Origin of the sequence: Providencia sp. PROV236 (assembly GCF_033676985.1) — a bacterium.
Lineage (GTDB): Bacteria > Pseudomonadota > Gammaproteobacteria > Enterobacterales > Enterobacteriaceae > Providencia > Providencia manganoxydans.
Genome location: NZ_CP096297.1, coordinates 1,972,671 through 1,991,777 on the forward strand (window position 1 = coordinate 1,972,671; position 19,107 = coordinate 1,991,777).

General features: G+C 38.2%; 15 protein-coding genes and 1 pseudogene. 6 read left to right on the forward strand and 10 right to left on the reverse strand.

Features of this window, described 5'->3' with window-relative positions:
• The first annotated feature begins 126 nt into the window (after window positions 1-126).
• On the forward strand, window positions 127-1,365 hold the full coding sequence (gene pepT / locus M1E96_RS08730; protein ID WP_272580038.1) for a peptidase T: 1,239 nt from the start codon (window positions 127-129) through the stop codon (window positions 1,363-1,365).
• Between the two features lie 179 nt (window positions 1,366-1,544).
• Here pepT and M1E96_RS08735 read toward each other — a convergent pair whose 3' ends face one another.
• The 8 genes from M1E96_RS08735 to rluE all read right to left on the reverse strand — a co-directional run bounded on the left by M1E96_RS08735 (window position 1,545) and on the right by rluE (window position 9,604).
• Window positions 1,545-2,669: a cupin domain-containing protein gene (locus tag M1E96_RS08735; protein ID WP_140178383.1), complete on the reverse strand. Its 1,125-nt coding sequence runs from the start codon at window positions 2,667-2,669 to the stop codon at window positions 1,545-1,547.
• Between the two features lie 87 nt (window positions 2,670-2,756).
• Window positions 2,757-4,214, reverse strand: coding sequence for a two-component system sensor histidine kinase PhoQ (gene phoQ / locus M1E96_RS08740; RefSeq protein WP_272580039.1), 1,458 nt, complete (start codon window positions 4,212-4,214; stop codon window positions 2,757-2,759).
• A 2-nt stretch (window positions 4,215-4,216) separates the two neighbouring features.
• Complete coding sequence (gene phoP, locus M1E96_RS08745) at window positions 4,217-4,891, reverse strand: two-component system response regulator PhoP (RefSeq protein WP_070927091.1); 675 nt, start codon at window positions 4,889-4,891, stop codon at window positions 4,217-4,219.
• Between the two features lie 329 nt (window positions 4,892-5,220).
• Entirely contained in the window at window positions 5,221-6,591 is a 1,371-nt protein-coding gene (gene purB / locus M1E96_RS08750; protein ID WP_070927089.1) for an adenylosuccinate lyase, read from the reverse strand.
• An 18-nt stretch (window positions 6,592-6,609) separates the two neighbouring features.
• Entirely contained in the window at window positions 6,610-7,242 is a 633-nt protein-coding gene (gene hflD, locus M1E96_RS08755; RefSeq protein ID WP_070927087.1) for a high frequency lysogenization protein HflD, read from the reverse strand.
• A gap of 2 nt (window positions 7,243-7,244) precedes the next feature.
• Complete coding sequence (mnmA, locus tag M1E96_RS08760) at window positions 7,245-8,348, reverse strand: tRNA 2-thiouridine(34) synthase MnmA (RefSeq protein WP_070927085.1); 1,104 nt, start codon at window positions 8,346-8,348, stop codon at window positions 7,245-7,247.
• Between the two features lie 160 nt (window positions 8,349-8,508).
• Window positions 8,509-8,958, reverse strand: coding sequence for an NUDIX domain-containing protein (locus M1E96_RS08765; RefSeq protein ID WP_070927082.1), 450 nt, complete (start codon window positions 8,956-8,958; stop codon window positions 8,509-8,511).
• Window positions 8,951-9,604 (reverse strand): 23S rRNA pseudouridine(2457) synthase RluE, encoded by a 654-nt coding sequence (rluE, locus tag M1E96_RS08770; protein WP_070927081.1) that lies wholly within the window; start codon window positions 9,602-9,604, stop codon window positions 8,951-8,953. The genes M1E96_RS08765 and rluE overlap by 8 nt, the downstream gene beginning before the upstream one ends.
• A gap of 861 nt (window positions 9,605-10,465) precedes the next feature.
• On the opposite strand from rluE, the gene icd reads away from it, so the two are divergent.
• From icd to M1E96_RS08790, 4 genes are all read left to right on the forward strand, one after another.
• Entirely contained in the window at window positions 10,466-11,719 is a 1,254-nt protein-coding gene (gene icd, locus M1E96_RS08775; protein ID WP_070927078.1) for an NADP-dependent isocitrate dehydrogenase, read from the forward strand.
• Between the two features lie 177 nt (window positions 11,720-11,896).
• Complete coding sequence (locus tag M1E96_RS08780) at window positions 11,897-12,946, forward strand: DUF2971 domain-containing protein (RefSeq protein WP_369427495.1); 1,050 nt, start codon at window positions 11,897-11,899, stop codon at window positions 12,944-12,946.
• A 369-nt stretch (window positions 12,947-13,315) separates the two neighbouring features.
• Window positions 13,316-14,608, forward strand: a complete 1,293-nt coding sequence (locus M1E96_RS08785) for a DUF4225 domain-containing protein (protein WP_369427496.1) — start codon at window positions 13,316-13,318, stop codon at window positions 14,606-14,608.
• 640 nt (window positions 14,609-15,248) lie between these two features.
• Entirely contained in the window at window positions 15,249-15,641 is a 393-nt protein-coding gene (locus M1E96_RS08790; RefSeq protein ID WP_349492630.1) for a hypothetical protein, read from the forward strand.
• A 127-nt stretch (window positions 15,642-15,768) separates the two neighbouring features.
• On the opposite strand, the gene M1E96_RS08795 is transcribed toward M1E96_RS08790, so the two are convergent.
• Both M1E96_RS08795 and M1E96_RS08800 read right to left on the reverse strand, forming a co-directional pair.
• Complete coding sequence (locus M1E96_RS08795) at window positions 15,769-16,761, reverse strand: acetyltransferase (RefSeq protein WP_369427497.1); 993 nt, start codon at window positions 16,759-16,761, stop codon at window positions 15,769-15,771.
• 241 nt (window positions 16,762-17,002) lie between these two features.
• Window positions 17,003-18,010: pseudogene (locus tag M1E96_RS08800) on the reverse strand (chitinase); the annotation flags it as partial.
• Window positions 18,011-18,427: 417 nt separating this feature from the next.
• On the opposite strand from M1E96_RS08800, the gene M1E96_RS08805 reads away from it, so the two are divergent.
• Window positions 18,428-18,868: an OsmC family protein gene (locus M1E96_RS08805; protein ID WP_369427498.1), complete on the forward strand. Its 441-nt coding sequence runs from the start codon at window positions 18,428-18,430 to the stop codon at window positions 18,866-18,868.
• Window positions 18,869-19,107: the final 239 nt, after the last annotated feature.

Consider the following 19,107-nt stretch of genomic DNA (forward strand, 5'->3'; position numbering starts at 1 on the left):
TTGAGAGAGTTTGATGCATTAATAAGTCGCAAAATACTCAGTGATTAGCCTCAAAGCTGATTTGAAACAACAATTGTTCATACATTCTTTCTCATAATAGGGACATTAATATTAAGGGGATGATGTATGGACAAACTCTTAGAACGGTTCTTTGACTATACAGCTTTTGATACACAATCAAAACTAAACGCAAAAGTAATACCAAGTAGTACAGGGCAATTGAAGTTTGCTAGAGCCTTGGTGAAAGAATTGAAGGAATTAGGTTTCGATGATGTCGCGCTTTCAGAGCAAGGCTGTGTCACCGCATGTATACCTTCCAATGTTGATTGGGATGTACCAACGATAGGTTTCATTTCTCATCTTGATACTTCTCCTGATTTTTCAGGTAAAAATGTTGCCCCTCAAATTTTAGAAAATTATCGTGGTGGTGATATTGCATTAGGTATTGGTGATGAAGTGCTATCACCAGTGATGTTTCCCGTGTTACATGAAATGATTGGTAAAACACTGATCATGACCGATGGTAAAACATTACTGGGTGCTGATGATAAAGCCGGTATTGCGGAGATCATTACTGCATTTGTACGTCTAAAAGCTAACAAAATCCCTCATGGTAAACTTTGTCTGGCTTTTACCCCAGATGAAGAAATCGGGCGGGGTGCACGTTATGTCGACTTGAATATATTTGATGCACGTTGGGCATACACTGTTGATGGTGGTGGTGTTGGAGAATTAGAGTACGAAAACTTCAATGCAGCCAATGTGGCCATAAAAATTGTGGGTAACAATGTGCATCCGGGAACAGCTAAAGGTGTGATGGTGAACGCATTAGCGTTGGCGAACCGTATTCATGCAGAATTACCTAAAGATGAAACACCTGAGCACACTGACGGCTACGAAGGCTTTTATCATCTTAATTCCATGAAAGGTACAGTGGAAAAAGCGGAAATGAATTACATTATTCGCGATTTCGACAGCCAACGGTTTGAGGCTCGTAAGAAAAATATCATTCGTATTGCAGAAAAAGTAGGACAAGGCTTACACCCTAGTTGTTATATCGAACTGACAATTGATGATACTTATTACAATATGCATAAAGAGGTGATGAAGCACCCACATGTGATTAAAATCGCTCATCAGGCAATGAAAGAGTGTGGTATTGAACCCATCGTTAAACCAATACGTGGTGGTACAGATGGTGCACAATTATCTTACCGTGGATTACCGTGCCCAAATATTTTCACTGGTGGTTATAATTTTCATAGTAAACATGAGTTTATAACATTAGAGGGAATGGAACAGGCGGTTAGTGTGATCATGCGTATTGCTGAGTTAACAGCAGAAAATGCAAAAAATAATGAGTGATTATCCTTAGAGGATAAAACAATAAGCGAGGGAGCTATTCGTTATATTGCAAGTTGCAGGGGCTGAGGTAATGAGCCGTTGCCTCATTTGAGCCAGTTGCAGCCTTTCTATGCTGCTAAGCGACTCATTTAGTTGTCGCTTAGCAGCATCTTAAATTATTTAGAGGATAAACTGATCAACTAATCGTCAAAATACCAATAACCACTATTAATCAATGCCGTGATTAACGCAATAAAGTTGACATCATCAATAGCATCACCTAATCGTTGAGCATCCACTGAATCATAACGGCATAAGCTATCAGCAGCTTCATAGCAGATGGTTTCTAAACATTCACCATTGATAAAAAATTGATCACCAACACGCAGTGCTCTTAACCCATTGAGTTTGTACAGTGTTTCTTGCTGTTCTTTGAGTAAGTTATACACTTCATCTTGTTCATAAGGTGGCTCAGGAGGAGCTAAGTCTAACTCATGACGTGATTGTGAGATAAATTCGCCAAACCATTTGCGGAACAATTCAGGATCACTGATCAGAGACTCCATCATCTCACGCAATTTTATTTGTTCGCCTTGCAATATTTCAGCTGGATTGTCTCTAAATGATAAGTCAGGATCACTATAACGATAGCTACCAAGATCATTTGAAATCAGATAATCAGCAAAGCTGCTCATTAACTCGCGGGTATTAGGCGCACGGAAGCCAACTGAGTAGTTGAGTGATGGCTCAATCGCATAACCTTCGTGTGGGAACCCCGGTGGAATATAAAGAATATCGCCGGGCTCCATTTCTTCATCAATAATCGCATCAAAAGGTTGAACTTGAAGCAGATCAGGATGAGGGCAATGTTGCTTCATCGGGACTTTTTCACCAACACGCCAACGACGACGGCCTTCACCTTGAATAATAAAGACGTCATATTGGTCTAAATGAGGACCTACACCACCGCCCGGTACCGAATAGGAGATCATTAAGTCATCCATTCGCCAGTCAGATAACACTCGAAAAGGTTTCATTAATGCAGCACTTGGATGATGCCAATGGTCAACAGCCTGTACCAACACAGACCAGTTTTCTTCTCCTAAGTGGTCGTAGCTTTCGAATGGGCCATGCGCTACTTGCCATAAGCCGTCTTTATGGCTGACAAGGCGGCTATCGACTTCATCTTCCATTGCCAGTCCCGCAAGTTCATCCGGCGAGATAGGATCAATAAAACGTGTAAAACCATTTTTGATGAGTAAAGGGCGTTTCTGCCAATGACTGTCCAGAAAACTCTGCCAGTCAAGATTCAGTTTATAGTCCATCTTATTGTCCTGAGTTGTTATATTATTGACATAGTATACCTGAATTTCAGGCTAGAGCAGGCGATAAACCAGACTTATGATCACAGATTAACTGTCTTGATGAATGCTTTGCCTACGGAAAATGACCTCAACTTTAGCACCTCCGAGTGAGCTATCACTGATATTGATCTCTCCGTCGTATTGGTCAATAATTTCTACTGCAATAGATAATCCAAGGCCTTGCCCTGGCCTCAATGTATCGACACGTTGCCCTCGGACAAATATAAGATTACGCTGATTTTCGGGGACGCCGGGGCCATCATCATCCACGGTGATCGTTAGGCTATCGTTACCCACAATAGCTTTGACTTCAACAAACTCAAGGCAATATTTACAGGCATTTTCCATAATATTGCCCATTACTTCCATAAAATCATTGGGCTGGCCTAGCCAAGTGACTTCAGGTGAGATATCAACGGTAATAGAAACCCCTTTGTGCTGATACACTTTATGTAGTGCACTGGCTAGGCTATCTAACAAAGAGGGAACTGACGAAATTTCACGTAGCATCAGGTTTTTGTCACCTTGAGCGGAAGCCCGATGCAAATAATAGCCAACCTGCTGAGAAATACGACCTATCTGCTCAAGCATGATAGGCTCGGCTTGCTCAATCGTCATTTGTTTGCCTGTACGAAGAGAACGTAGCGTTGACTGTAGGACAGCGAGTGGGGTTTTTAAACTGTGCGTTAAGTCAGAAAGTGTGGTGCGATATTTACTATAGCGCTTACGTTCATTAGTGAGCAAATTATTTAAATTGCGAACTAACCCTCGTAATTCATAAGGGGGGTTTTCATCCATCATCTCACGTTCGCCTTTCTCAAGGCTACTGATTTGCGAAACTAGCGATTTAATCGGCCTCAAACTCCAATAAGCAGCGAGCCAGAGCAAAGGGATCACTAATATTAGGTTTGCAAGTAACACATAACCAAACCATTCCCAAACTAAACCGGTTTTTTGCAGATCTTGTGGTAGCGTATCCACGACCACGATAGTGAGTGGAGGAAGGTTTTCTGAACGTTCATATTGATTGACTGATACTGAGTGCGTTAGTGGCTCATCATCATTATTCATATCATCTAGCTTGCTATTGAACTCAGGATTGTCCTGCAATAATTGACGCGTTTCGCCGATATCAGTATCAATTTCGTATAACCCTTCTTTTTTTAGCCAATCGCGGCGGATCAGGTTTTCAACCGCAGGGACTTCACGTTGTCGCCAGAGAACTTGGCCATTTTCATTATAAATAATGATTAAAGAAGGATTATTGAGTGTGAAATTAGGGGGCACACGAATAGCAATTTTATCATTTTGCCATTGAGCTAGGCTGTAGATAAGGTTGCTCTGGCTACGCAGGAGCGTATAAGTCGTTTTATCGAAACTAATTAAATAACCTAATATTGCAACGATACCATAAGATAACGTTAAAGCTAGGATCACCGCTGAGGTGGCACACAAGAAGCGCGCCCTCAGTGATAAAGGCTTAAACTTAAATTTTTTTAGCCACATAATTAGCCGTTCACATCAAAACGATAACCTTGTCCACGAACCGTAACTATGACATCTTTAGCGTGAAACTGCTGTATTTTTTTGCGTAAACGCCCCATTAAGACATCAATAGTGTGACTTTCACGTAATTCAGCGTCAGGGTACAGCTGGCGCATTAACGAGTCTTTACTCACCACTTTGCTATTATTCCGTAGCAAGGTTTCTACGATGGTATATTCAAACGCAGTGAGTTTGACGGGTTCACCATTGACAGTAAATTCTTTCCTTGATAGGTCAATGACAAAGCCATCAAGTTCGAGTACCTGAGAAGCCAGTCCGCTATTTCTACGCATTAAGGCTTGCATACGAGCAACTAACTCTTCAAGGTGGAATGGCTTTGTCACATAATCATCAGCGCCGCTATTAAGGACTTGAACTTTTTCTTGCCAGCTTTCACGTGCAGTCAACACTAAAATAGGGATATTCACTTGAGCACTACGCCAGCGCTGGATCATCGATAAACCATCTTCATCAGGCAAACCAAGATCAACCATTGCAATATCAGGGCAGCTTTCACGTAGAAAGTAATCAGCTTCTTTAGCATCTTCAGCTGAATCCACTTGATGACCCAGTTCTTTAAGCTGGACAGTTAAATGGTGACGCAGCAGGGCATTGTCTTCAACGATAAGAATACGCATCTAAAACCTCACATTAAGAAGAAAAGATCACCCTATAATTGTAGAGCAGTCGCATTAGGTACCACTATGGTAAAAAGATAAGTGCTTCATAACAAGAGATTAAGTAAACCTAGGGCAAACAAAAGAAAAATAGATACGCTAAAAGAGAAGGTGGCCGGTAGAAATTGTCTACCTGCGATACGTCAAATTGCAGCACACCTTGGTTTAAGTGTGCTGCGTCAGCTCTTGCATCAGCCACATAACTATTTATGCTTCTGGCTATGTCTATGCTTTTAGTGAGCAGTTAGCCTAACTACAGCTTGAATTATATTAAGTGTATACGATGTCAGTTATTTTAATTCATCAATAAAAGATACCGCGTAACCAATATAATTTGCCGGTGTCATCGCTTTCAAACGTACTTTTTCGTCCTCTGGTAGCTCAAGCCCATCGATAAACTGTTTCATTCCTTCAGCAGTGACACGTTTACCTCGGGTTAACTCCTTCAGCTTTTCGTATGGCTTTTCAATACCATAACGACGCATCACCGTTTGAATTGGCTCAGCAAGAACTTCCCAGTTTTGATCTAACTCATCCAATAGATGCTGTTCATTCACTTCTAATTTGTTCAAACCTTTTAGCGTTGATTGATAGGCGATCAATGAATAGCCAAGACCGACACCAAGGTTACGCAGTACTGTTGAATCAGTAAGGTCACGCTGCCAACGAGAGACTGGTAGTTTACTGGCTAAATGGGCAAGTACAGCATTGGCAAGACCCAAGTTACCTTCTGAGTTTTCAAAATCAATAGGGTTGACTTTATGAGGCATGGTTGAAGAACCAATTTCACCTGCAATCGTTTTTTGTTTGAAGTGATTGAGTGCAACATAGCCCCAAATATCACGGTCAAAATCTAATAAGATAGTGTTGAAGCGTGCAACACAATCGAACAGTTCAGCAATGTAGTCATGCGGTTCAATTTGTGTTGTGAACGGGTTCCAAGTGATACCTAATGAAGTCACGAATGTTTCACTGAATTCATGCCAGTTAACTTCTGGGTATGCTGCAATATGTGCATTGTAGTTACCTACAGCACCATTAATTTTACCTAAAATCTCAATTTGTTCTAACTGGCGATATTGGCGCTCCATACGGTAAGCAACGTTAGCAAATTCTTTACCAATGGTTGATGGCGTTGCTGGTTGACCGTGAGTGCGTGAAAGCAGTGGCAGTGAACGATACTCGTGAGCCATTGTTGTCACTTTATCGATCATTTGACGCCATTGTGGCAATAACACTTCTTCTCGCGCTGTTTTCAACATCAGGGCATGGGAAAGGTTATTGATATCTTCAGAAGTACAGGCGAAATGGATAAATTCAGAGACGGCATGTAAGGCTGGAACTTGGGCTACTTTTTCTTTTAAAAAATACTCAACAGCTTTAACGTCATGATTGGTTGTGCGCTCAATTTCTTTGATACGCATCGCGTCTTTTTCACAGAAGTTTGCCACAATTTCATCAAGGTAAGCGTTTGCGTCAGCGTCAAATGATGGAACTTCTTTGATTTGAGCGGTTGCCGCCAGTTTTTGTAGCCAGCGAACTTCAACCTGTACGCGAAATTTCAGCAAGCCGAACTCACTAAAAATAGTGCGTAATGCGCTGACTTTATCACCGTAACGGCCGTCAATCGGGGATACAGCGGTCAGTGAGGATAATTCCATTGGTAGCAACTCCAGATTTTAAAGGTGAGACAGAATTTCTTTCGCCTGATTACTCAGACGGCTTCGAGAAAACATTAATTGTAAACGGCTTCCACCCACTTGCTGCCATAGGACCGCACTGCGAATACCAGATAGCAAGAGAGTTCTAACTTTTGCCTGTACCAGTGAGTTCTTTAAAATATCAGGAGAACCCGTTACTTGAATACGAGGACCTAGCGGGCTAACGACATCGACATAAATCCCTGCTAGCGCATTAAATACACCTTCAGACATAGGTTCAAAATAGCTGGCTTGGCGCTCAAATTGATCGATGCGCTGTCCTAGCTGATCCATTGCCTGTTGTTGTTTATTCAATCGACGTTCTAACACCATAATGCTTAGCATATATCGTGTCATTTCAGCGGATAGACCACCGCCATTATTACCGCCTGATAGCATGCCGAGTAGTGCGCCAAGCCCTGTTTTAAGATTAGCAGGGTTATTGCCATAGACATCAAGCGTTGAAGAGGGATTCATATTGGTTAAACTGCTGACCATGACTTCAGCGTCATGGTCATTGCAAATACCTTCTTGAGCAAGTTGTTGTACCATATAACTTGCTTGGCAGATGCCTGCGAGCGCAAGAGTGATATCGCGATAATTTTTAGCCACAATTACTCCTGAATACGAGATTCAATGATGCCGCCGCCAAGGCAAACTTCATCAAGGTAAAAGACTGCGGATTGCCCAGGCGTCACCGCGGCAACTGGGTAATCAAAAATGACTTCAATTTTACCATTATCAAGCGGGGTGACAGTACATGGAATGTCAGCTTGGCGATAGCGTGTTTTGACGACACAACGCATAGATTGTACGAGAGGTTGTCTATCTACCCAATCCAATTGCTGAGCTATCAAACCTGTTGACATTAAACGAGGATGTTCATGCCCTTGTGCAACAATAAGTTGATTTTTTTCGACATCTTTATCGACGACATACCAAGGGTCATCCGATCCGTCTTTTGTACCGCCAATCCCAAGACCTTTACGTTGCCCTAATGTGTGATACATCAAACCTTCGTGTTGACCGATGGTTTCACCTTCAACAGTAACAATAGGGCCGGGCTGTGCAGGTAGATAGCGGCCAAGGAAATCACGGAATTTACGTTCACCAATAAAGCAAATGCCAGTTGAGTCTTTTTTCTTGGCAGTGACTAAGCCGATTTCTTCGGCAATGCGTCGAACTTCTGGTTTTTCGAGTTCACCGACAGGGAATAAACTTTTGGCAATTTGTTCATAGCTGAGTGTATAAAGAAAATAGCTTTGATCTTTATTGCCATCTAGTCCACGAAGTAATTGGCTTTTGCCATCAACATCACGACGACGAACATAGTGGCCTGTTGCGATGTAATCAGCACCAAGATCTTCAGCGGCAAACTCAAGAAAGGCTTTAAATTTAATTTCTTTATTACAAAGAATATCAGGGTTTGGTGTACGGCCTGCTTTATATTCAGATAAAAAGTGTTCAAACACATTATCCCAATATTCAGCCGCAAAATTGATAGTATGAAGTTCAATACCTAATTTATCGCAAACGGCTTGTGCATCAGCTAAATCTGTTGCCGCAGAGCAATATTCTTCATCGTCATCTTCTTCCCAGTTTTTCATGAACAGACCAACAACCTGATACCCTTGCTGCTGGAGCAAATAAGCTGAAACGGAGGAGTCAACACCACCGGACATACCGACGATGACTTTTTTTTGGCTGTTATCTGACATGGAATACTCTCACTGCGGAAAAATTAAGCCCCATACTTTACCATGTTGTGTCCTTATTACGCCAGCACTAGCGGGGAATATTATGGGGCTTGTTGTTAAATCATCCAGTGACCTGATGAGTGCCGTATATCAGCTTACTTTACATATAGCACATATAGCATTACTGATAGTGCTCACCAAAGGCATTGAGTACCTCTAATGGGTAAGTCACACCTTCAAGGAAAGTATGGATACTTTGTGCAACGAGAGGCGAGCGTAAGCAATCACTACTTAAAATATCTTGTGCGGTAACCCAGTGGCAGCCGCTGATATCACTGTCTTGTGGGTGTGTCTCACAAATCTCTGGCAGTTCTAAAGAGAATAAAAAGCGAATAAATGGCGTTTTATCGGGTGCTATCCATTGGTGTATTTTAATCAGCTTTTCAGGTTTGCCTCGGATCCCTGTTTCTTCGAACAATTCACGTTCAGCTGCGGCAAGCAGGCTTTCATCTGCTTCTAAATGACCAGCAGGTTGATTCCATGTAGGCTTACCATTGACCCATTCTTCTACGACTAAAAACTTATCTTTGGCGTGCACAATTGTTGCAACAGTCACGTGAGGTCTAAACAAGAGTGATCTCCTTCCATTTTCCGGGAGCTAAATCGTTGAGTGTATATTCACCAACCTGATAACGAATCAATCGTAACGTGGGAAAACCTATATTAGCAGTCATGCGCCTAACTTGACGGTTTCTCCCCTCCTTTAATGTGATCTTTAGCCAATGGGTTGGAATATTTTTTCGTTCGCGTATCGGCGGAGTTCGTGGCCATAACCAATCCGGCTCTTCAACCAGTTCGACACCCGCAGGGAGAGTAGGGCCATCATTGAGTATCAGCCCGTGACGAAATTTGGCTAGAGAGGCTTCATCGGGGATACCTTCTACTTGGGCATAGTAGATTTTATTGGTGTTTTTTTGGGGTTGAGTCAAACGTGCTTGTAATTTGCCATCATTGGTCAAGATGAGTAACCCTTCGCTATCACGATCTAACCGGCCAGCAGCATAAACATCAGCAATTGGAATATATTTTTTTAGGGTGTCTCGGCCTTGCTCATCGGTAAACTGCGGTAAAACGTCAAAAGGTTTATTGAATAAGATCACTTTACGTACGAGAGGTGATAATGGTTGTCGAGCACGGTTTGAGGGCAATTTAGCACCAAACTTTGACGTTGCTTTTTTGTTTGCTAGTGGCTTAGTTTTACGCTTGGCTATCGACATGAGTACTCATTTTAAGTAATTAGCTTGAATTCCAAATTTGATGGCTAGGTAAGAGTAAATGCACAAAGCAAAATAACCTAGTTGTTATAGTGTAGTTGAATTTTAATTAAATTGACATATGTCTTTTATTCAAGGGTAGGGTAGGATATCGGTGATATTACGGAGCTTAAGTCGATTGTTAAGCCCCATAAAATGATTAATTCAACACCATGTCACATTATATGACATCTTCTTGAATTAGTTGGTTCTAGATTGATATTTTTGTCACAGTTAGGTGGAAGTAATGTATATCTGATTATTTTATTAACAGTATTAAATATACTATACGCATTGTGTTTATTTCTTTAATAATAATGATTTTAATCACGGTTAAGTTAACAAAGTGAAATTCTAGTAATCTTATATATTAATTATCTAATTTAAAAATAGGCTAAAGCTGATAGTTACTAAATGAATAAAAAACATTAAGAACATTAAGTACTTTATTTTCATAAAGTGGATATAATTTATATTATAAATTAAGTAATTAACAATGTTTATGTGAGCAAATCGAATTTTTAAGAATATTTTTCCAGCTAAACTACGAATAGTTTTGCGAAATTTTTTGATTTTTCAATCATGAGGATTTTTTGCTGATCACTGTTTTATATGGAGTACGACAGAGTTTTAATCTTAACTAACTGATTTTAAGGTTTATTATTTTGAATGCACTCGACGTGATGGCATTTGATTAGTACGTTTAATGCGATCGACATTAAACCTAGAGCGACTAACCATTGGCGTTAGAGAAAGATTGAAGTAGTATTGACAGGTCTCTTACAAAAAATTAACAAGCAAATGCGCAAGTGAAAGGAGAGGTTAATGGAAAGCAAAGTAGTAGTTCCGGCAGAAGGCGCTAAGATTACCATTGATGCCAAAGGCAAACTGAATGTTCCGAACAACCCTGTTATTCCGTATATCGAAGGTGATGGGATTGGTGTTGACGTAACACCAGCAATGCTGAAAGTGGTTGATGCGGCAGTTAAAAAAGCCTATAACGGCGAGCGCAAAATTTCCTGGATGGAAATCTATACCGGCGAAAAATCTACTCAAATTTATGGTAAAGATGTTTGGTTACCGCAAGAAACTCTCGATTTAATCCGTGATTACCGTGTTTCAATTAAAGGCCCTCTGACAACCCCAGTTGGTGGTGGTATTCGTTCTTTGAACGTTGCACTGCGTCAACAACTTGATCTCTACATCTGTTTACGTCCTGTTCGTTACTACAAAGGTACACCAAGCCCAGTTAAACAACCTGAGCTGACTGATATGGTGATCTTCCGTGAAAACTCTGAAGATATCTATGCAGGAATCGAGTGGAAAGCGGGCAGTACTGAAGCAGACAAAGTCATCAATTTCTTAAAAAATGAAATGGGTGTTACCAAAATTCGTTTCCCAGAAAACTGCGGTATTGGTATTAAACCTTGCTCAGAAGAAGGGACAAAACGTTTGGTTCGCGCAGCAATTGAGTATGCTATCGATAATGGCCGTGATTCAGTAACTCTGGTTCACAAAGGTAACATTATGAAGTTTACTGAAGGTGCTTTCAAAGATTGGGGCTATCAGCTTGCTCTAGAAGAGTTTGGTGGTGAACTACTAGATGGCGGCCCATGGGTTAAAATTAAGAATCCAAAAACTGGCAAAGATATTATTGTTAAAGATGTTATTGCCGATGCATTCTTACAACAAATCTTACTGCGCCCAGCGGAGTATGATGTTATCGCGTGTATGAATCTAAATGGTGACTATATTTCTGATGCACTAGCGGCACAAGTTGGTGGTATTGGTATCGCACCAGGTGCGAATATTGGTTCAGAGTGCGCACTATTCGAAGCAACTCACGGAACTGCACCAAAATATGCAGGTCAAGATAAAGTAAACCCAGGTTCAATCATTCTGTCTGCTGAAATGATGTTGCGCCATATGGGTTGGACTGAAGCAGCTGACCTAATCGTTAAAGGTATGGAAGGCGCAATCGAAGCGAAGACTGTAACGTATGACTTCGAACGTCTGATGGATGGCGCTAAACTGCTGAAATGCAGTGAGTTCGGTGACGCAATCATCAAACACATGTAATTTATTATTATGTAATTAATTATATTGTGTAATTAATAGCGGGAACTTAATAGTTCCCGTTTTTTATTGTCGCATTTGAAACGGTTATCAAAAAGTTATCAAAACGAATTATCAAAATAGCCTATATTATCTACTGATAATTTATAACATAATAATATCGCCCTAGGGGAATTTGGTATGAGAGTATTTAAGTATAGAGGTGGGGATGATAAGGTATTTTCAAGGGACTTATCTTCATTAGAACAGGATTATTTTTGGTCTCCTACTTATGAGGACCTAAATGATCCATGTGAAGGTCTAGTATTAACAGATCAAATTTTTGATCAATTAGATGCTTTAAATAATGTGCTTGGTAATACAAAACAAACCTCCTTAGTTTCACTTGATTTAGTAAAAGAGGCATTTAGAGATTTAATTGCTATTAAAGATAAGGCTGGAATTTATTCTTTGAGTAAAATTGTTACTGATGAATTATTATGGGCGCATTATGCTAATAGCCATAATGGCTTTTGTATTGAATATGATTTAAATAAATTGTGTGAATTTGGAGGTGCTCAATATTCTATTTTTGATGTTATATACCAGAATACACCACCGATAATAAATGTTGACGATATATTTACATCGGATGCGAAAAATAAAGTTATTCAAAAATTAACAAGTGTAAAATCTAAGAGGTGGAACTATGAGCAAGAAATTAGAATTATCACACCAAATGAAGGTAAACAGTATTATGATTTCAGAGCTGTAAGGTCTATTTATTTTGGTTTGCGAATGAAAAAGAAAAATATACAGTTGATTATGGAAACCCTTCAAGGAAGAGGTATTAAATATTTCCAAATGCAATTGAAAGCCAATTCATATGAGTTGACGTATCAACTAATAGAAGATTTATATCCTACAAAACAAAGGTATAAATATTCAATTTCCCCTATTGATGAATATGCTATTGACGTACAAAGTTTAGATGAGAAATGGAGTAAATATAAACCTTATTTATTTAAATTAGCAGAGATAGCTAGAAGAGAGCCATACTGCCAAGAAGTCACTATGGTTGCTCTGGATGCTGCAAGAAGTACAAATGATAATCCTATTTTCTTTGCTCAATTTAAGCGAAAGGAATACAGGTATCAAAATGTATCTTTAAATATCAAAGAAATAGATGATGCTTTTGAATTGATCGATGATTTGGAGGAAAGTTGTTGCAGCACCCATCTTAAAGCTTAGGAGGTGGCTAATTCGTCCGTTATAGTAGAGTTTTAAATGCTTTTTCCATTTTCTGTCTTTACACTCTGTGCTCTTAGCCACTTTAAAAATTCACTCTGCTTCACCGCTCCTCCATTTGTTAACTTGGAACCATTGTATGCAAAAATGCATATTCAATTAAGTGAGAAGTTAGCATAAATGCATATTTTTGTAGTGGTATGATTCTAAAATTAACTATCTAATATACTTGTTTTCAGTGAGTAATTGCTTGTTTCTGTGATGGAGCTCAAACTAACACAAATTTGTGTTATTAACGTTTTGTTAATTTAGTTTAAGTGTTTAAAAATGTTGCCCTAATAATTTACTTATATAAACAAGGATGTAATCGAAATGAGAGCGGTTATTTTTGGCAAAGCTATGGCGCTTGATGGTGATAAAACCACAACGGGAGCCACCTGTATTTCAAGTATTGACCGCGTTACATGCGGACAAAATCAGAAAGCCGCATTGCGAGTTGGGGATCAGACCACAACTTGCCCTAAGTGCAAACAAACAGGTGTGGTTGTTACAGGCCAAACTGCTTTTATGAATCACGGCAAGCCTCAAGCGGTTGATGGTTCTATCGTTCAATGTGGTTGTTCATATGGCTCAAATGTCGTTATTGCTGGTGAGAAACCCGCAATGAGCAGAGCATTTAGCCCTGTGTCATCGGAAAATCAATATCAGCGACAACAAACAGCACAGTCAAGTAACAGTTATGTTTCAAGCCAACCAGCTTATGCTGAACAAAAAGAAAAAGATAACCGGATCCATATTGATGCTCAGCACTTAATTGATTGCGCTGATGAGTTATGCGAGAAGCATTTGTACTACCCTGATATTAAAGATGCCTTTAGAAGCCAAATTGAAGCGTTTGCTTACATGATTGTTAATCAGGTTGAATCAGGACAAAAAAGCTATGAGCAAGGCTCAGCAGAACTGAAAAAAGAAGAGAAAAGTTTGCTTGAACAATCTAAAGATTGGATTATTAACGGGCTCTCAATTTTTGGTGGGGTAGGTATGATTTGGGCTGGTGGCGCACTGTGTTCGACTGGTCTAGGGTGTTTTATTGGCGCACCACTAATCGCTCATGGTGCAAATGGGATTTATGAAGGTGCTCTTGGTCTTTATGAAGGTCATAGTGACGTGCAAGGGCCATTGCGAGAAGGCTATAAAGCAACAGCTAAAGCGCTCGGTTTTAGTCAAGAAGTTGGAAATTTAGTTTATGATCTTGTTGATGTGGGAATATCTATTCGTGCGAAATTAAAATTAGTGCCGAAATTGAATGAGTTTGGTGAAGTAGAGAAACCACTTTTTCTAAAAAAACACGCTCAACAAGATCTAGAAAAAGCTTATAGGCAAATGAAAAAAAAGTTACTAAGTATTGAATTAGTAAGTGACACAATAAACTTATTTAAAGTAAAAGATGACATTGAGAAAGCATTTTTTCTAGATAAAAAATCAAACGATGTCATTATGGTTGTTACTGAACCAGAGAAAGTATCTAACGTTAAAGATATTGTTGAAGACTGTCAGCTTTATATTGTTGTTGCAGGCGACAGCGAAAATTCAGTATATTACAAATGTACAGATGATAAAGGCAATGAACAAAAATACAGCACAAGTGGAGAGCCTCTTCAGTGATCCCATATGCGATTTATTTTGTCCTAACTATATTTGGGATTATTGTTTATTTTAAAGTTAAAAACCAGTACTCATCAATCTTTAGACCAACTAGCACACTAATATATATACGACGATTTTTAATCGTTTATTGTTATATTGTTGGTGCATATGGTATTTACTTAACAACAAAACAGAGTGAAGATACGATTGCTAATTGGATGATGTTTGGCTATTCAGTTATTATCTTATTATGCTATTTAAAAATGATATGGAAGCTAGAGTCTTTCAGTAGCAAGCGATAATCATCATATCTTATTAGCCACTAATAATTTATAGTGGCTTTTTTATGATCCCAATATTTATTCCCACCCTATACCGATCCTTACCGCTCCCCCTGTCAAGGTACTGTGACGAGCTAAAGCAATCGCGGGGGGCTTGCGACTCGCAATATTTAGACAGATATGTAAAAAATCTCGAATTAACTTTTTTCTGAGGATTTTTTAGTTATCTATTTGATTTTAAATATATTGATACTTTTGAATTTGTTCACGAGTCAACATTGTGAACTTTTCTGTAAACTTTTTTCTTGATGCCGCAACCGTGAACTTTTTGTTTTGGGTAAATAATAATGAGTAAAAAATTATTAATATAGGCCGAAGTGGCTAGAGAGTTTTCTGTTAGCAAAGCGCTAGTATCAAAATATGTTAAGGCAGGTCAGCTTGTTCCTTCAGGTGAAACAGAAAAGGGTAAGCCGCTATTTTCTCGCGATGATGGAAAGAAAGCGTGTGGCTTGGCTCACTTGAACAATAGAAAAATCAATCCAGCATCATCGTCATCAAAAACGAATGTTTCTAAAACCACGCTAGACAGTTCACTCGATGGTCAATCGGATCCCGTTGGTGAAATCAGCTTAGGTGTTGATTCGTGGCTTTTATCGCTATTGGGAAAAAACTTTGAACAGCTGGAAGACGCCGACAAAATTAATCGTAGCCGTGCTATTCGTGAAGCACGTTTAACAGCACTAGCAGACATTGATGTATGCAAGGCGTAGGGTGAGTTATACCCCTGTAAATTACACTCAACATGTTTCATTACTGCCATGATATTGTCATTGGTTAAGTGATATTGGTACTAATACAGTGGATCTCAAATGAAAAGAGAGCGATCCTCAAACAGTCCTATTGCGTTAATTTGTTAAAATTTAACTTAGGTTCAATAAACCAGTGGATGGTTGGACTAAAAGCTAATAAAAGTGCGATGCTAATAGTTGATAGCGTTAATAATATTATTATTAATAGGCTATATTCCACATGAAAATAAGCGAAAACTTGTAAAAAAATAAAACAAATAATAGGATGGATCAAATACACACCTAAAGCGTTATTTGATACTTTTGCATATTTATCCGTTGATAAAGCGAAATATATAATGCTAGAACCTAAAGCTATACTTATAAAGAACTTTAAAATATAAATAATAAAAAAAGATGATGGCGAATCAATATTAGTCATAGTTATAACTAATCTATTGATGTCATTTTCATAATAGAGTGCGGCTATGGCTAAAACTGTAATGATTAAAATTGTAAAATAAGAGTTTTTTCTAAGCGAAGCTATATTTTCATCATTAATAAAATAGGCAATTATAAAGAATGGAAAATATAAAATAATAGAAAAAAAGCTTGATAGCTTCATTAGATAGTTGCTTGCTAAATAAGCAGAAATCAATGATACGACTAAAATACAAAATAAAGCGAAACTATTAGATTTTAATTTTGGTGATAATAATAAAAAAAAGGCTTGCCAAATTGGGGTGGCTAAAAAAAACCATACTCCATTTTGAGGCTCAAGGAGATAAATTTTTAAACTTAATTCCCCTGAAAAATATAATGGAATTGCATCAATGGTTTGAAATGTTACGTAAATTATAAGGGATGAAAGTAAACTAAGCCTCAAAGACTTCCACGTCGTATTCTTGGTAACGAATGCAACTATGAATACAAACATAGGAATTAATGTTAAGTCGAAAATACTAATAAGAAGCGAGACTTTGTTTTTATCGGCTAAATTTAAGTAGAAATTAAAAACAATAAGAGAGCTCAACATGAGCTTCAAGGTGGGCCAATATGGTTGGGTAATATTATTTGACTCAGGCTCGATCTTTTGTTTCATGTGCACGCTCTGTATAGAAATTAGCTTATTGTACCGTATTGATATACTTATTTGAAATGAATTTAATCGAGGGTAAGACTGTAACTTTTGCCTTTAAACGTCTGATGAAATGTAGCGAATTCGGTGATGCAATCATCAAACATCTGTAATTTATAACAGGCGCTTTTTAAGCGCCCGTTATTTGTTATAAATATTGAAATAATAAAACTAACAATCTGTTTTGGTTGAATATAAGAGGCTAAGACATGTCCCCTGATAGTAAGTCTGCATAACGAGTTTTAAATTCCCAATTATAAGCTACACCACTGACATTTTTGCCGTTGTCCCAATTTACCGACCATGTCATCAGGCCTTTAATCGATAAACCTTTAGCATCGAGACGAGAGAAAGCATTATAAACAGCTTGTTTATCGACAACATAGCCACTGCCAGCGGCATCTTTGTTAGCGGGTAATCCAATAACAAATTTAGAAGGGGGGATCTTTATAAAGTTACGAGTACCTGTAACTAAGCTTTCAGTCAGAAAATAAAGAAAATTTTCTTTCACAGAATCATTATTTTGAGCTATCCAAGCACCACTGCCATTTCCGGTATCATCTACCCATATGCCATCACCACCCTGATTATAATATTGAGGTGCAATAAAATCATAATAGCCTTCAAGTGCAGTAATATAATCTGAGTAAGCACCGTTGAGGCCTAAATGAGGGAATTCAGGTGCCATACTAATGATAAAATTTTTACCTTCGGTTTTATAATGTGCTTTCACAATTTTCAAGGCAGCAGGTAAAACGGTTTTATTATTAACAGCGTTGATAGCAGCTTGTTCTAAATCAATATCTAAGCCATCAAAGCCATAAGTATCAACTAAACGAATAATCTCATTCGCTAAATTATTTTCATCACCTGTCTTCAGTTCTATATGTGCATCAGCGCCTCCCAAAGAAATGAGTACAGCACGCCCTTGGCTATTTAGAACTCCGACTTGACGCCGAAATTCGGTATCAGTTAGCGTGTAAGGCTTGAAAGTAGGGATGCCTGCTCCTTTCATAAAGGCAACTACGACGACGTTATACTCCGTTGGAATATCGGTCAGGTTCATAGCCGCGGAAGAACCTTGTTGATAGCCATCGTTAGTACCAGCAGCCCAATTATGCCAATAGCCAACTAAAATTTTTTTATTCGATATATCGGGCATGAGAGATGCGTCATCTATGACTTGTGAACTGGTAGTATTATCGGAGCTCATAATAACCTCACTATATTGTAATTTAATTTATTCAATACGCCACCATGACCAACGATTGGCAGGACGTAAATATATAATGTAGATTTTTATTAAGGCTAGGATGAAACCTTTTCTTATTAATCGTAAATAAAATTCATGCTAACCAGCAATGGTTTTTATTTTTTTATTAGTGAGAGGAGGTTTATTGATGCTATTTAGAATAATATTTAAATGTACAATCTATTTTAGTGATAAGTTAAGATCCTCATCTGGTTTTTCCTCATAGTAATGATGGATTATTATGAGCTACCTATTGACTGATGGTAAGTTAAATTTTAATGAAATACATAGGAATATACGATATTAACGCTTTAATATAAGATTTTTTTGGTTTTATATTAATTAGTTAAGTAAATATAATAACACGAAGGTAAAGATATGGCTAAGAGAGATTTTAATGTAAATATTACCTCAACGGATGATTTTAAAATTATATGCAAAGCTCGTAATTTTTCTTATTACCTTGATGCGCCTTCAATCATGGGAGGTACTGATTCAGGAATGACCCCAGTCGAATCATTACTTGCTGCTATAGGTGCCTGTCAGTGTCTTGTAACGAAATTTTTTGCTGTACAAAAAGGGATTGTTCTAAAGGATGTAAAAGTGGATATGATTGGTGAATTTGATGGTGATAGATTACTAGGGATAAATGAAAAAGCCGAGCTTGGTTTTTCAAAAATAATTTCAAAATTTCATATAAAAGCTGAAAATAGTGAGAGTGAAATAAAAGAGTTTATTGATTTTGTAGTGCATAATTCGCCTGTTAATGATTCAATAAAACCATCAATTAGCCTATTGACCGAAGTTTATGTGTTATAGGAAATTTTTTCATTACATAAGTTAAGCTATTTGATTTAAGAAGTAACCCTATGAAACAAATAGGAAATAAGTAACTATTTAGGGGATGGTGTTGTACACGTGGTCACTCAATGTTTTTTTGACTGCTAATTGTACTTTTATTTATACAAATAATCACAAAATAGCCATAAATAGAATTTATTGTTGTTTTATGCAATGTTTTTATTAGGCACTTGAAATATTGGTCAAATAGTAAGATA